Consider the following 14,031-nt stretch of genomic DNA (forward strand, 5'->3'; position numbering starts at 1 on the left):
GGGCCCGGACTCCTCCGTTCGAGGAGTCCGGGCCCGGATCACCGGCCGTCCGGCCGGGTACTGCCGTGACTGCTACTGGTTCTGGTTCTCACCGCGGTAGTACTCGTACACCCAGCCCCACAGGCCGATCAGGATGATCGGGGCCGAGAAGTACATGAGCCACCAGCCGAAGATGACGCCCATGAAGGCGAGCGCGCCACCGATGGCCAGCGAGAGCGGCTGCCAGCTGTGCGGGGAGAAGAACCCCAGCTCGCCGGCCTCGTCGGCGACTTCGGCCTCCAGGTTGTCCTGGGCCATCTCGTCGACGCGCTTGGCCGTGAAGGCCAGGTAGTAGCCGATCATCACGCTCAGGCCGAAGGCCAGGAAGAGCGCGGTGGTTCCCACGGGCTCCTTCGACCACACGCCGTACACGACGGCCATGATCAGAATGAAGGCGGAGAGCCAGAGGAACATCTTGCCCTGGATCTTCACTTGCCGGCCTCCTTGGCACCGGTGACAGCCTTGGCGCCGTGGTCCTCGAGGTGGTCGAGGGCCGCGATCTCCGGGTGGTGGAGGTCGAAGGCGGGCGACTCACTGCGAATACGCGGCAGGGTGAGGAAGTTGTGCCGCGGCGGCGGGCAGGACGTCGCCCACTCGAGCGAACGGCCGTAGCCCCACGGGTCGTCGACCTCGATCTTCTTGCCGTACTTGGCGGTCTTCCACACGTTGTACATGAACGGCAGGAACGACAGGCCGAGCACGAACGAGCTGATCGTCGAGATCATGTTCAGGCCGGTGAAGCCGTCGGCGGCGAGGTAGTCCGCGTAACGGCGCGGCATGCCCTCGGCACCCAGCCAGTGCTGCACCAGGAACGTGCCGTGGAAGCCGATGAACAGCGTCCAGAAGGTGATCTTGCCGAGGCGCTCGTCCAGCATCTTGCCCGTGAACTTCGGCCACCAGAAGTGGAAGCCGGCGAACATCGCGAAGACCACGGTGCCGAAGACGACGTAGTGGAAGTGCGCGACGACGAAGTACGAGTCGGAGACGTGGAAGTCCATCGGGGGCGAGGCCAGGATGACGCCGGTCAGACCACCGAAGGTGAAGGTGACCAGGAAGCCGATCGTCCAGAGCATCGGGGTCTCGAAGGACAGCGAGCCCTTCCACATGGTGCCGATCCAGTTGAAGAACTTCACACCGGTCGGGACCGCGATCAGGAAGGTCATGAAGGAGAAGAACGGCAGCAGCACACCGCCGGTGACGTACATGTGGTGGGCCCACACGGTCACGGAGAGGCCGGCGATCGCGATCGTCGCCGCGATCAGACCGATGTAACCGAACATCGGCTTGCGCGAGAAGACCGGGATGATCTCGGAGACGATGCCGAAGAACGGCAGGGCGATGATGTACACCTCGGGGTGTCCGAAGAACCAGAAGAGGTGCTGCCACAGCAGTGCGCCGCCGTTGGCCGCGTCGAAGACGTGGCTGCCGAACTTGCGGTCGGACTCCAGCGCGAAGAGCGCGGCGGCCAGGACCGGGAAGGCGAGCAGGACCAGGACACCGGTCAGCAGCACGTTCCAGGTGAAGATCGGCATGCGGAACATCGTCATGCCCGGAGCGCGCATGCAGATGATCGTGGTGATGAAGTTGACCGAGCCGAGGATGGTGCCGAAGCCGGAGAAGGCCAGACCCATGATCCACATGTCGGCGCCGATGCCCGGCGAGCGGACCGCGTCCGACAGCGGGGAGTAGGCGAACCAGCCGAAGTCGGCGGCACCCTGCGGGGTGAGGAAGCCCGCCACCGCGATGGTCGAGCCGAAGAGGTACAGCCAGTACGCGAACATGTTCAGCCGCGGGAACGCCACGTCGGGCGCGCCGATCTGGAGCGGCATGATCCAGTTGGCGAAGCCGGCGAACAGCGGCGTGGCGAACATCAGCAGCATGATCGTGCCATGCATGGTGAACGCCTGGTTGAACTGCTCGTTCGACATGATCTGCGTGCCCGGACGGGCCAGCTCGGCGCGCATGAAGAGCGCCATCACGCCGCCGATCAGGAAGAACACGAACGACGTGACCAGGTACAGCGTACCGATGGTCTTGTGGTCGGTCGTGGTCAGCCATTTCACGACCACGCTGCCGGGCTGCCTGCGCCGCACCGGCAGCTCGTTTTCATACGAGTCGGCGGCGGCACCCTGGGATTCGTTGAGGATGCTCACAGTTTGTTCGTCTCCGCATTCCGGGCCGGGTCAGTCTGCTTGATGCCGGCCGGGAGGAAGCCGGTCTGCCCCTTCTCGGCCAGTTCCTTCAGGTGCGCCCGGTATTCCTCGGGCGAGACGACCTTGACGTTGAAGAGCATCCGGGAGTGGTCGACACCGCAGAGCTCGGCGCACTTGCCCATGAAGACGCCCTCCTGGGAGGGCGTGACCTCGAAGACGTTGGTGTGGCCCGGGATGACGTCCTGCTTGAAGAGGAACGGAACCACCCAGAAGGAGTGGATGACGTCGTTCGAGGACAGGATGAAGCGGACCTTCTCGCCCTTGGGCAGGTAGAGGGTCGGTCCCGGGTTGCCCGTCTCCGGGTTCTTGTCGCCGGGGATGCCCTTGTCGTAGACGCCTTCGGCGCCCGCCGGGAAGTCCTTGGTGAAGCGGTCCGGGATGGAGGCGAGCTGCGTGGGAGCCTTGCCGCCCTTCGGGGTCGCCGCGTCGCCGTCGACGTTCTCGATGTAGTTGAAGCCCCAGCTCCACTGGAAGCCGACCACGTTGATGGTGTGCGCCGGCTTCGAGAGGGCGAGGAGCTTGGACTCGTCACGCGCGGTGAAGTAGAACAGCACCGAGACGATGATGAGCGGGACCACGGTGTACAGCGCCTCGATGGGCATGTTGTACCGGGTCTGCGGGGGGACCTCCACCTTCGTCCGGCTGCGCCGGTGGAAGATGACGCTCCACAGGATCAGGCCCCACACCAGGATGCCCGTGACCAGAGCGGCCGCCCAGGACCCCTGCCACAGGGACAGGATGCGAGGCGCCTCCTCCGTGACGGGGTAGGGCATTCCGAGGCGGGGGAAGTCTTCCCAGTTGTACGAGCAACCAGTGGCGGTCGCCAGAACCACGCCCGCAGTCAGCGCCTGCAGCAGCTTCCGCCGCATCGGGCGCCGCGGCGAGCGGTCGGAGCCGTAGGGACTCACGTAGCGCCTTCCCGAGAGTCTCGGCCCGCGCGGCCGGCCGCGGCCGTGTTCGGGTCGGTCGCCGGCCCTGACGCAGGCAGGGGTTTGGATGTTTATGCGGACCAAACCCTACTGGACGCTATTTGGGGTCGCGCGGGGAGGGTGCCCAACGCGCCGCCACTGCCCCCGAAGGGATGGATCCGCCGTACGGGGGACGGGTCGGCACCCGCTGAATGGCGGGCTCCGGGGCGTATCTGACGGCCCCTGAGCTCCCCCGGCCGCGGGCTGCCGTTAGCGTGACCGGATGCCGTACTTCGACACCGCGTCCGCCGCCCCGCTGCACCCCGTGGCCCGGCAGGCGCTTCAGGCCTCGCTCGACGAGGGCTGGGCCGACCCCGCCCGGCTGTACCGGGAGGGCCGGCGGGCAAGGCTGCTGCTGGACGCGGCGCGCGAGGCGGCCGCCGAGGCGGTGGGCTGCCGTCCCGACGAGCTCGTGTTCACTCCTTCGGGGACGCATGCGGTTCACTCGGGCATTGCGGGCGCCCTCGCCGGGCGCCGGCGCATCGGCCGCCATGTGGTCGTATCGGCCGTCGAACACAGTTCTGTACTCCATGCGGTCGAGGCGCACGAGGCGGCCGGCGGCAGCGCCGCCCGGGTGCCGGTGGACCGGACGGGCGCGGTCTCGGCGGCGGGGTACGCCTCCGCGCTGACCCCCGCGACCGCGCTGGCCTGCCTCCAGTCGGCCAACCACGAGGTGGGCACGGTGCAGCCGGTGGCGGAGGTGGCCGAGGTGTGCGCGGCGGCCGGGGTGCCGCTGTTCGTGGACGCCGCCCAGTCGCTGGGCTGGGGCCCGGTCGAGAGCGGCTGGTCGCTGCTGGCCGCGAGCGCCCACAAGTGGGGCGGCCCGGCGGGGGTCGGCCTGCTGGTCGTCCGCAAGGGGGTCCGGTTCTCGTCCCAAAGCCCCGCCGACGAGCGCGAGTCGGGCCGCTCCCCCGGCTTCACCAACCTCCCGGCCATCGTCGCGGCCGCCGCGTCCCTGCGGGCGGTGCAGGCCGAGGCCGAGGCCGAGGCGGCCCGGCTGCGGGTGCTGGTGGACCGGATCCGGCGGCGGGTGGCCCGGCTGGTGCCGGACGTGGAGGTGGTCGGCGACCCCGTGCGGCGGCTGCCGCACCTGGTCACGTTCTCCTGCCTGTACGTCGAGGGCGAGACCCTGCTGCACGAGCTGGACCGCGCGGGCTACTCGGTCTCCTCCGGCTCCTCCTGCACCAGTTCCACGCTGACCCCGAGTCATGTGCTGCGGGCGATGGGCGTGCTGTCGGAGGGCAACGTGCGGGTCTCCCTGCCGCGGGGGACGACCGCGGAGGAGGTCAACGGCTTCCTGGAGGTACTGCCGGGCCTGGTGGCCGGCGTACGGGCCACGGTCGGCGCGCCCGAGCCGGAGCCCCGGGCCCCGGTCGCCGAGTCCCTGGAGATCGACGCCCTGGGCCTGCGCTGCCCGCAGCCGGTGATCGAGCTGGCCCGGGCCATCGGCACCGTACCGGTCGGCGGGACGGTCACGGTCCTGTCGGACGACGAGGTGGCCCGGCTGGACATCCCGGCGTGGTGCTCGATGCGCGGCCACACCTACCTGGGCGAGTCCCCCCGCCCGACGGGAACGGCGTACACCGTCCGCCGCGAACTCTGACCGGGCCCGGCGGGGCTGCTTGGTGCCGCCGGGCGGCAGTTCCAGCCCCGCCGGCGGTTGGGGCGCGGGGATGCGGGGGCGGCGCCCCTGCCGCGGGGGTCGGCGCTGCCCCCGCGGCAGCGGTGCGGCTACGCGGCCAGGTGCTCGCGGACCTGGGCGGCGGCGTCCTCGCCGTACGCCTTGGTGAAGCGCTCCATGAAGTGGGCGCGGGCCAGGGTGTACTCCTGGGTGCCCAGCGTCTCGATCACGAGCGTGGCCAGCATGCAGCCGACCTGCGCGGCGCGCTCCAGGCCGACGCCCCAGCCCAGGCCGGCCAGGAAGCCGGCACGGAAGGCGTCGCCGACGCCGGTCGGGTCGACCTTGGCGGTCTCGTCCGGGCAGCCGACGGTGATGGCCTCCTCGCCGACCCGCTCGATCCGGACGCCGCGGGAGCCGAGGGTGGTGACGCGGGTGCCGACCTTGGCCAGGATCTCCTCGTCGGACCAGCCGGACTTCGTCTCGATGAGGCCCTTCTCGTACTCGTTGGAGAAGAGGTAGGTCGCGCCGTCCATCAGGGTGCGGATGTTGTCGCCGTCCATGCGGGCGATCTGCTGGGAGAAGTCCGCGGCGAAGGGGATGCCGCGCGTGCGGCACTCCTCGGTGTGGCGGAGCATCGCCTCGGGGTCGTCGGCGCCGATGAGGACGAGGTCGAGGCCGCCGACGCGGTCCGCGACGGCCTTCAGCTCGATCAGGCGGGCCTCGCTCATCGCGCCCGTGTAGAAGGAGCCGATCTGGTTGTGGTCGGCGTCGGTGGTGCAGACGAAGCGCGCGGTGTGCAGCACCTCGGAGATCCGCACGGAGGAGGTGTCGACGCCGTGCCGGTCCAGCCAGGCGCGGTACTCGTCGAAGTCGGAGCCGGCCGCGCCGACCAGGATCGGACGGAGGCCGAGCTGGCCCATGCCGAAGCAGATGTTCGGGCCGACACCGCCCCGCCGGACGTCGAGGTTGTCGACGAGGAAGGAGAGGGAGACCGTGTGCAGCTGGTCCGCGACGAACTGGTCGGCGAAGCGGCCGGGGAAGGTCATGAGGTGGTCGGTGGCGATGGAGCCGGTGACTGCGATACGCACGGCGTGGATGCTCCTGCGAGGACGGCAAGGGTGACAGTCAACGCTACCCGGTATCCGCCCCGCCGCCGACCGCATGAAACTACCCCGTAGTAGGTCTTTCTTCGCCCGGCAGCCCGCGCCTACCGTGCCCCCATGACCTATACCGATGGATTCGGCTACGGAGAGTATGCATCCGACACGCGGCCGGGTTTTGCGCGGCTGCTCGGCGACTGCGCCAGGATGGCCCCGCACTGGGCGGTCCCGGCGGACCCGGCGGACCCGCGGCCGGCCAGGGTGGCGTTCTCGCAGATCCACGGGATCAGCGTTCCGCCCGCCTCGGCCCGGCTCATCGCCGCCACCGCCCAGTACGGCGATTAGGGCGCGGGCGGAACCGGTTTCGCCTCTGTTCCGTCACACCCGCGTCAGCCGGCCACGGCGGTACGGGCGAAGGAGCATGCGGTGACCACCGAACAACCCGACACATCACGCGGCACTCGGCGGCGGCCGGCCTGGGCCATCGGCTCGATCGCGGCCGCCGTCCTGCTCGCGGGCGGCGGCACGGCGTACTGGGCGTCGACGGCGTACGGCGAAGGCGGGCCGGGTGGCCGTACGGAGGGCAGCGCGGCCTCGGCGCCCCGCGTCGCGCCGAGCCCCTCCGGGCCGGGCATCGCCCCCGGGGAGCCGGACCCCCGGGGCAGTGGGGTGACGTACCGGGCGGAGGGTGAGCTCCCGTCCGCCCCGGCGACGGCGCCCTCGTACGCGGCGAGCGGCGAGGTCACCGCCGAGGAGGCGGCCCGGCTCGCGGCAGCCCTCGGCATCGCGGGCGCCCCGCGGCTCAGCGGCGAGACCTGGCAGGCCGGGGAGGGCGCCGACGGCTTCGGGCCCCGGCTCACGGTCGGCCGGAAGGCGCCGGGCAGCTGGACCTTCACCCGCTTCCACTCGGGCGGCGGTGCGGGCGACGACTGCCGGCGCGGCAAGGACACCTGCGGACCCGCCACCCTCCCCGAGGGCGCGGACGGCAGCAGCGGCAAGCCCGCCGCGGGCGGGGGCGGCAGCCCGGTGGGCGAGGAGGCCGCCAAGGCCGCGGCCGCCCCGGTGCTGGCGGCCGTCGGCCAGAGCGGGGCCCGGTTGGACGCCCGCCTCACGCAGGGCTCCGTGCGGGTGGTGACCGCGGACCCGGTGATCGGCGGACTGCCCACCCAGGGCTGGACCACCAAGGTCAGCGTGGGCGCGGACGGCCGGGTCGTGGCGGGCAGCGGCGAGCTGAAGGAGCCGGTCCGGGCGGGCGAGCAGCCGGTGGTCGGGGCGGCGGAGGCGCTGGAGCGGCTGAACCGCGCCTCGGGCGGGGGCGGCGGCGCGGACCGCGGCCCGAGCGGCTGCGCGACCTCCGTCCCGCTGACCCCGGACGTCCCCGGGCCGTCGGACCCGCTGCCCTGCAACCCCGAGCCGCGGCCGATCAAGCCGCCGCGGACGGAGACCGTGAAGGGCGCGGTGCTCGGACTGGCCCCCGGGACCGTGAACGGGGCCCGGGGCCTGCTGCCGGCCTGGCACTTCGAGGTGGCGGGCAAGGACGGGGCGCCCGGGCACACGGTGGTCCAGTCGGCCACGGCCGGCGGGTCCGGGGGCGACGGCCCGGCCCGGCCGGCCCCGACGGGCGCCGGGCCGACCGTGCCCGGGTTCTCGTACACGGAGGCCGACCGGAAGCTGACGGTGAACTTCTGGGGCAGCGTGTGCAGCACCTACGCACTGGAGGCCCGCGAGGAGGCCGGGGCGGTCATGGTGCGGATCACCGACACCCCGAACGAGCCGGGCCGGGCCTGCATCATGATCGCCCAGGAGATGGCCGTCACGGCGACGCTGAAGCAGCCGCTGGGCGACCGCAAGGTCGTCGACGCGACCACGGGCAAGCCCCTCCCCCGCCAGTAGGCGACCCCGCGCGCCCGCGCCCGCACCCGCAGACGCAGAGGCAGACGGCGAAGGCCCCCGGCACCGCGCAGGTGCCGGGGGCCTTTCGATGCCGCCGTGCGGACCCGGGCCGGGCCGGGGTCGCGCCGGTCGGGCCGGGGTTTAGCTGAACGAGTCGCCGCAGGCGCAGGAGCCGGTGGCGTTCGGGTTGTCGATCGTGAAGCCCTGCTTCTCGATGGTGTCGACGAAGTCGATCGAGGCACCCTGCAGGTAGGGGGAGCTCATCCGGTCCGTGACGACCTTCACGCCGCCGAAGTCCTTGACGACGTCCCCGTCGAGGGAGCGCTCGTCGAAGAAGAGCTGGTAGCGCAGGCCGGAGCAGCCGCCGGGCTGGACGGCGACGCGGAGCGCGAGGTCATCGCGGCCCTCCTGCTCCAGCAGGCTCCTGACCTTCTCGGCGGCGGCGTCGGACAGGAGGATGCCGTCGCTCACAGTGGTCTTGTCGTCCTGTACGGACATCTGCATTCACTCCCGAAGTGGGGCGGCTCCCCGCCTCAGGCAGGGAAACGTCGGACTCTTGCCGTCGATGGCAACGAGCGGGGCCGCGGATTCATTCCGGACCCGACGCGTGTTTCGGTCATTCATGCTCGCACACCGGGGCGGACCGGAGGACCGGGCACGGCGACGGGTTCGTCACGGGCGAATGCGTCACATCGACACTATGGCCATCGTCAAAGTGACGTGAACCGGCTATCATAGATAGCGTCAAATAGACGAGAAGTCGAAACTGAAGTCTCGAAGTCGCAGAACAGAAAGGGTGCGTGTCGTGACCACCGCCCAGCCTTTGGACGTCCAGCCGACGCCCCTTGCCCTGCTGCTGCTCGGCCGCGAAGCCGACCCCAAGAGCGAGCGCGGGGTGGAGTGCCCCGGCGACCTGCCCTCGCCCTCGGACCCGGACCTGGTGGCACGCGCCCGCGCGGCCAAGGAGAAGCTCGGCGACAAGGTCTTCATCCTCGGCCACCACTACCAGCGGGACGAGGTCATCGAGTTCGCCGACGTCACCGGCGACTCCTTCAAGCTGGCCCGTGACGCGGCCGCCAAGCCGGAGGCCGAGTACATCGTCTTCTGCGGCGTCCACTTCATGGCCGAGTCCGCGGACATCCTGACCGGCGACGACCAGAAGGTCGTCCTGCCGGACCTGGCGGCCGGCTGCTCGATGGCCGACATGGCCACCGCCGAGCAGGTCGCCGAGTGCTGGGACGTGCTGACCGAGGCGGGCGTCGCCGATGTGACGGTCCCCGTCTCGTACATGAACTCCTCCGCCGACATCAAGGCCTTCACCGGCAAGCACGGCGGCCTGATCTGCACCTCGTCCAACGCGAAGCGGGCCCTGGACTGGGCCTTCGAGCAGGGGGAGAAGGTGCTGTTCCTCCCGGACCAGCACCTGGGCCGCAACACCGCCGTCCGCGACATGGGCATGTCCCTGGACGACTGCGTGGTCTACAACCCGCACAAGCCGAACGGCGGCCTGACCGCCGAGGAGCTGCGCGGCGCGAAGATGATCCTGTGGCGCGGGCACTGCTCGGTCCACGGCCGCTTCTCGCTGGACTCGGTCAACGACGTCCGCGAGCGCATCCCCGGCGTGAACGTGCTGGTCCACCCCGAGTGCAAGCACGAGGTCGTGGCGGCCGCTGACTACGTCGGCTCGACGGAGTACATCATCAACACGCTGGAGGCGGCCCCGGCCGGCTCCAAGTGGGCCATCGGCACCGAGCTGAACCTGGTCAAGCGCCTGGCGAATCGATTCGGCCCGGAGGGCAAGGAGGTCGTGTTCCTCGACCGGACGGTCTGCTTCTGCTCGACGATGAACCGCATCGACCTGCCGCACCTGGTCTGGGCCCTGGAGTCCCTCGCCGACGGCACCCTGGTCAACCAGATCCAGGTCGACAAGGAGACGGAGAGCTTCGCGAAGCTCGCCCTGGAGCGGATGCTCGCCCTCCCGTAACCTCCGCACGCGGATCCCGCACACGGATCCCGCGTACGCCCGAAGGGCCGCCCCTCCGCTTCGGCGAGGGGCGGCCCTTCGGTTTCGGTGCGCCCGGCCCGCGCGCGCGGGCCGGGCGGCCGGGTGGTCGGCCGGTCAGACTCCGGCCGGGGTGTGCTTGTCGGCCTCGGCCCGCTGCGGGGCGGGGACGACCGTCAGGCGGGCCGTGCGCTTGGCGCGGCGGCGCTCCCTGCGCAGCTCGATGATCGTGTACAGGGTCGGCACCAGCAGCAGCGTCAGCAGGGTCGAGGAGACCAGGCCGCCGATCACCACGACCGCCAGCGGCTGCGAGATGAACCCGCCCTCGCCGGTGACGCCGAGCGCCATCGGGAGCAGCGCGAAGATCGTCGCCAGGGCCGTCATGAGGATCGGGCGCAGGCGGTGCCGGCCGCCCTCGACCACGGCTTCGACGACGCCCAGGCCCTGGGCCCGGTACTGGTTGACCAGGTCGATCAGGACGATCGCGTTGGTCACGACGATGCCGATGAGCATCAGCATGCCGATCATGGCCGGGACGCCCATCGGGGTCCCGGTGACCAGCAGCAGGCCCAGGGCGCCGGTCGCCGCGAACGGGATCGAGACGAGCAGGATCAGCGGCTGCACCAGCGACCGGAACGTGGCCACCAGCAGCATGAACACGATCGCGATGGCCGCGAGCATGGCCAGGCCCAGCTGGGCGAAGGCCTCGCCCTGGTCCTCGGAGACGCCGCCGATGGTGGCGGTGGCGCCCTCGGGCAGCTTCAGCGCGCTGATCTTCGTCTGGAGCTCGGCGCCGATGGCGCCGGTGTTGTCGCCGACCGGCTTGGCGGTGACGGTCGCGGCGCGGGCTCCGTCGATGCGGGTCATCGACACCGGGCCGGGCACGACCTTCACCTCGGCGATGTCGCCGAGCCGGGCCGGGCCGACGGGGAGCGCCTGGAGCTGGGCCAGGGTGGTGGCCGGCTGCGCGGACTTGATGACGATGTCCCGCTCGGTGTTGTCCAGGACGGCCTTGCCGGCCGGGGTGCCCCGTACGGCCTGGGCGACGAGCGCGCCGAGCGCGGCCTGGTTCAGGCCGGCTTCGGCGGTCTTCGGGGTGGCGGTCACCGAGATGCGGGGCACGGACTGGGAGAGGTCGCTCTGGACGTCGGTGACGTCCTCGAGGGTGGCCATCTCGGCCCGGACCTGCTCGGCGGCCTGGGCGAGGACGCCCGGGTCGCCCGCCTTGACGACCACGCTGAGGTTCTGGCTGCCGAAGCCGCCGCCCGCGGAGATGCCGGTGTCGCCGATGCCGTCGAGCTTGCCGAGGGCCTCCTCGATCCGCTTCTTGACGGCCTCGCTGTCGCCGGCGTCGTCCAGCACGACCTGGTAGGTGGCCTGGTTGGAGCCGGTGCCGCCGCCGAACGCGGCCAGGAAGCCGGAGGAGCCGACGGTGACCTGGTAGTCCTTGACGCCCTTGACCCCGGTCAGGGCCTTCTCCACCCTGCGGCTCGCCTCGTCGGAGGCGGCCAGCGAGGTGCCGGCCGGCAGTTGCTGCTTGACGGTGAGGACGGCCTGCTCGCCCTGGTCGAAGAAGTTCGTCTTCAGCAGGGGGGTCATGCCGAGGGTGCCGACGAAGATCACGGCGGCCAGGACGAGGGTGGTCGCCCGGCGCCGGGTGACCAGGCCGAGGGCCCGGACGTAGCCGCGCTGCATGCGGCTCTTCGCCTCCTTCTCCTCGGCCTCGCGGCGCGCCTTCTCCGCGCTCTCGGCGTCGCCTGCGGTCACGCCCTTCGGGGCCCGCAGGAACCAGTACGAGAGCACCGGCACGACCGTCAGGGACACCAGCAGCGAGGCCAGCAGGGCCGCGGCGACGGTGAGGGAGAACGGTCCGAAGAACTCGCCGACCATGCCGCCGACGAAGCCGATCGGCAGGAAGACGGCCACGGTGGTGAGCGTGGAGGAGGTGACCGCGCCGGAGACCTCCTTGACGGCGGTGAGGATGGCGGCCTGGCGCTCCTCGCCGTAGCCGAGGTGGCGCTTGATGTTCTCCAGGACCACGATCGAGTCGTCGACGACGCGGCCGATCGCGATGGTCAGGGCGCCCAGGGTCAGCATGTTGAGCGACAGGTCCTCGGCCCACAGCACGATCAGCGCGAGGACGACGGACAGCGGGATGGACACCGCGGTGACCAGCGTCGAGCGCAGCGAGGCGAGGAAGACCAGGATCACGATCACCGCGAAGAGCAGGCCGAGCAGGCCCTCGGTGGTGAGGCTGGAGATGGACTTGGCGACCGGCGGGCCCTGGTCTGCGACGACGGTGAGCTCGGCGCCGGAGCCGAGCGCGGTGCGCAGCTCGGGCAGCTTGTCCTTGACCGCGTCCGAGATGGCGACGGCGCTGCCGTCCTTGTCCATGGTCAGGGCGAGGGCGAGGCTGGGCTTGCCGTTGGTGCGGGTGAGGGAGACGGCCTTGGCCGGCTCCTGCTTGACGGCGGCCACCTCGCCGAGGCGGACCGCCGGCTTGCCGGGGCCGGGGCTCAGCCGGAGGTCCTCCAGCTGGGCGAGGGAGGTGTAGCCGGCGCCGACGCGGACGGTCCGGTTCTTGCCCTCCTCGTCGAAGGAGCCGGCGGGCACGGCCGCGCCGCCCGCCTGGAGGCCCTGGGCGAGGGCGGCGCCGTCGAGGCCGGCCGCGGCGAGCTTCGCGTTGTCGGGGGTGACGGTGACCTGGAGTTCCTGGGCGCCGTCGACGGTGACCTGGCCGACGCCCTTGATGTCCTCGAGGACGGGGACGACGGTGCGGTTCAGCTGGTCGGCGAGGGCCTGCTGGTCCTTGTCGGAGGTGACGGCGAGGACGACGGTGGGGATGTCGTCGGTGGAGCCGGCGACGACCTGCGGGTCGACCTCGGCGGGCAGCCGGACGCGGGCCCGGTTCACGGCCTGCTGGACGTCGGCGACGAGCTGCTTGGTGCTGCTGTCGCCGTAGTCGAAGCTGGCCGTGATCAGGGCATTGCCCTCGCTGGCGGTGGAGGTGATGCCGGTGATGCCGTCCACGCCCTTGAGGTTGGCCTCGATCGGCTCGATGACCTGCTTCTCCACCACGTCGGGGGAAGCGCCCTGGTACGGGGCGAGCACGGAGACCATCGGCAGTTCGATGGACGGCAGCAGCTGCTGCTTGAGCTGCGGGATGGCTATGGCGCCGAAGAGCAGCGCGGTGATCGAGACGAGGCCGATCAGCGCTCTTTGGGCCAGGCTGAATCGGGACAGCCAGGACATGGGCGTCGGTTTCTCTCTGCAGTCGGTCTGGGCAGGGCCGGCCGAGAGGGCCGCGAAAGCCGCGGCCGGCACTCAAGCCTCGCCCATGCCCGGGGGCCGCTGCGTCGCCCCCAGGTCCCGTCCTTATGCGCGGCATACCGCGCCTGTAGTAGACGGGGGAGTACAAACGCGTACGGCGGACCGGTCCGGCCCGGCGGGTGCCGCTATTCGGACCGCGGCCGGACCAGCCCCGATTCGTAGGCGATGACGACGAGCCCGGCCCGGTCGCGGGCGCCGAGCTTGGCCATGGCCCGGTTCACGTGGGTCTTGACGGTGAGCGGGCTGACCTGGAGCCGCCCGGCGATCTCGTCGTTGGACAGGCCCCCGGCGACCTGGACGAGGACCTCCCGCTCCCGGCCGGTCAGTGCGGCGAGCCGCTCGGCGTCCTCCGCGGCCGTCGCGGCCTGGCCGGCGCCGCCGCCCTGGGCGAGGAAGGTGGCGATGAGCCCCTTGGTGGCGGCCGGGGAGAGCAGGGCCTCGCCGGCCGCGGCCACCCGGATGGCGTTGAGCAGCTCCTCGGGCTCGGCGCCCTTGCCGAGGAAGCCCGAGGCGCCGGCCCGCAGAGCCGAGGCCACGTACTCGTCGACCTCGAAGGTCGTCAGCATGACCACCCGGACCGCGGCGAGCGCGGGGTCCCGGCTGATCATGCGGGTGGCGGCGAGGCCGTCGGTGCCGGGCATCCGGATGTCCATGAGGACCACGTCGGGCAGGGTCCGCCGGGCGAGCTCGAAGGCCTGCGCCCCGTCGCAGGCCTCGCCCACGACCTCCATGTCGGGCTCGGAGTCGACGAGCACCTTGAAGGCGCTGCGGAGCAGGGCCTGGTCGTCGGCGAGCAGCACCCTGATGGGCGTCGGCGTCTCTTCCACGGCCCGACCCTATGCGTCGGGGGCGGCCGCCGGGCATC

The 14,031-nt window shown here is 71.4% G+C and carries 11 protein-coding genes; 4 read left to right on the plus strand and 7 right to left on the minus strand.

What is annotated here, in order from left to right:
* Positions 1-72: 72 nt before the first annotated feature.
* Genes AC068A_RS22095 through ctaC form a run of 3 tightly spaced genes read right to left on the minus strand, consistent with a single transcriptional unit; the run spans position 73 to position 3,160 of the window.
* The gene (locus AC068A_RS22095; protein WP_189808830.1) at positions 73-471 is read right to left on the minus strand and encodes a cytochrome c oxidase subunit 4; all 399 of its coding nucleotides are present in this window, start codon (positions 469-471) and stop codon (positions 73-75) included.
* Positions 468-2,192, minus strand: a complete 1,725-nt coding sequence (gene ctaD, locus AC068A_RS22100) for an aa3-type cytochrome oxidase subunit I (protein WP_478587333.1) — start codon at positions 2,190-2,192, stop codon at positions 468-470. The genes AC068A_RS22095 and ctaD overlap by 4 nt, the downstream gene beginning before the upstream one ends.
* Positions 2,189-3,160 carry an aa3-type cytochrome oxidase subunit II gene (gene ctaC, locus AC068A_RS22105; protein ID WP_478587334.1) on the minus strand — a complete coding sequence of 324 codons (972 nt, stop codon included), beginning with the start codon at positions 3,158-3,160 and terminating at the stop codon, positions 2,189-2,191. The genes ctaD and ctaC overlap by 4 nt, the downstream gene beginning before the upstream one ends.
* Before the next feature lie 283 nt (positions 3,161-3,443).
* Between ctaC and AC068A_RS22110 the strand changes: the two genes are divergently transcribed.
* Positions 3,444-4,823 (plus strand): aminotransferase class V-fold PLP-dependent enzyme, encoded by a 1,380-nt coding sequence (locus AC068A_RS22110; RefSeq protein WP_478587335.1) that lies wholly within the window; start codon positions 3,444-3,446, stop codon positions 4,821-4,823.
* 128 nt (positions 4,824-4,951) lie between these two features.
* On the opposite strand, the gene AC068A_RS22115 is transcribed toward AC068A_RS22110, so the two are convergent.
* A complete protein-coding gene (locus AC068A_RS22115) occupies positions 4,952-5,929 on the minus strand; it encodes a carbohydrate kinase family protein (RefSeq protein ID WP_478587336.1) in 978 nt (325 codons plus the stop codon).
* Positions 5,930-6,061: 132 nt separating this feature from the next.
* On the opposite strand from AC068A_RS22115, the gene AC068A_RS22120 reads away from it, so the two are divergent.
* Both AC068A_RS22120 and AC068A_RS22125 read left to right on the plus strand, forming a co-directional pair.
* Positions 6,062-6,286 carry a hypothetical protein gene (locus tag AC068A_RS22120; protein ID WP_478587338.1) on the plus strand — a complete coding sequence of 75 codons (225 nt, stop codon included), beginning with the start codon at positions 6,062-6,064 and terminating at the stop codon, positions 6,284-6,286.
* 81 nt (positions 6,287-6,367) lie between these two features.
* Positions 6,368-7,834: a hypothetical protein gene (locus AC068A_RS22125; RefSeq protein ID WP_478587340.1), complete on the plus strand. Its 1,467-nt coding sequence runs from the start codon at positions 6,368-6,370 to the stop codon at positions 7,832-7,834.
* A 141-nt stretch (positions 7,835-7,975) separates the two neighbouring features.
* Here AC068A_RS22125 and AC068A_RS22130 read toward each other — a convergent pair whose 3' ends face one another.
* A complete protein-coding gene (locus AC068A_RS22130; protein ID WP_360632526.1) occupies positions 7,976-8,332 on the minus strand; it encodes a HesB/IscA family protein in 357 nt (118 codons plus the stop codon).
* A gap of 298 nt (positions 8,333-8,630) precedes the next feature.
* Between AC068A_RS22130 and nadA the strand changes: the two genes are divergently transcribed.
* Complete coding sequence (gene nadA / locus AC068A_RS22135; RefSeq protein ID WP_478587343.1) at positions 8,631-9,818, plus strand: quinolinate synthase NadA; 1,188 nt, start codon at positions 8,631-8,633, stop codon at positions 9,816-9,818.
* Positions 9,819-9,953: 135 nt separating this feature from the next.
* Here nadA and AC068A_RS22140 read toward each other — a convergent pair whose 3' ends face one another.
* Both AC068A_RS22140 and AC068A_RS22145 read right to left on the minus strand, forming a co-directional pair.
* Positions 9,954-13,088 (minus strand): efflux RND transporter permease subunit, encoded by a 3,135-nt coding sequence (locus tag AC068A_RS22140; protein WP_478587345.1) that lies wholly within the window; start codon positions 13,086-13,088, stop codon positions 9,954-9,956.
* A gap of 203 nt (positions 13,089-13,291) precedes the next feature.
* Positions 13,292-13,993, minus strand: coding sequence for a response regulator (locus AC068A_RS22145; RefSeq protein ID WP_478587347.1), 702 nt, complete (start codon positions 13,991-13,993; stop codon positions 13,292-13,294).
* Between the last annotated feature and the right edge of the window lie 38 nt (positions 13,994-14,031).

Source organism: Streptomyces sp. NPDC043854, assembly GCF_056436005.1.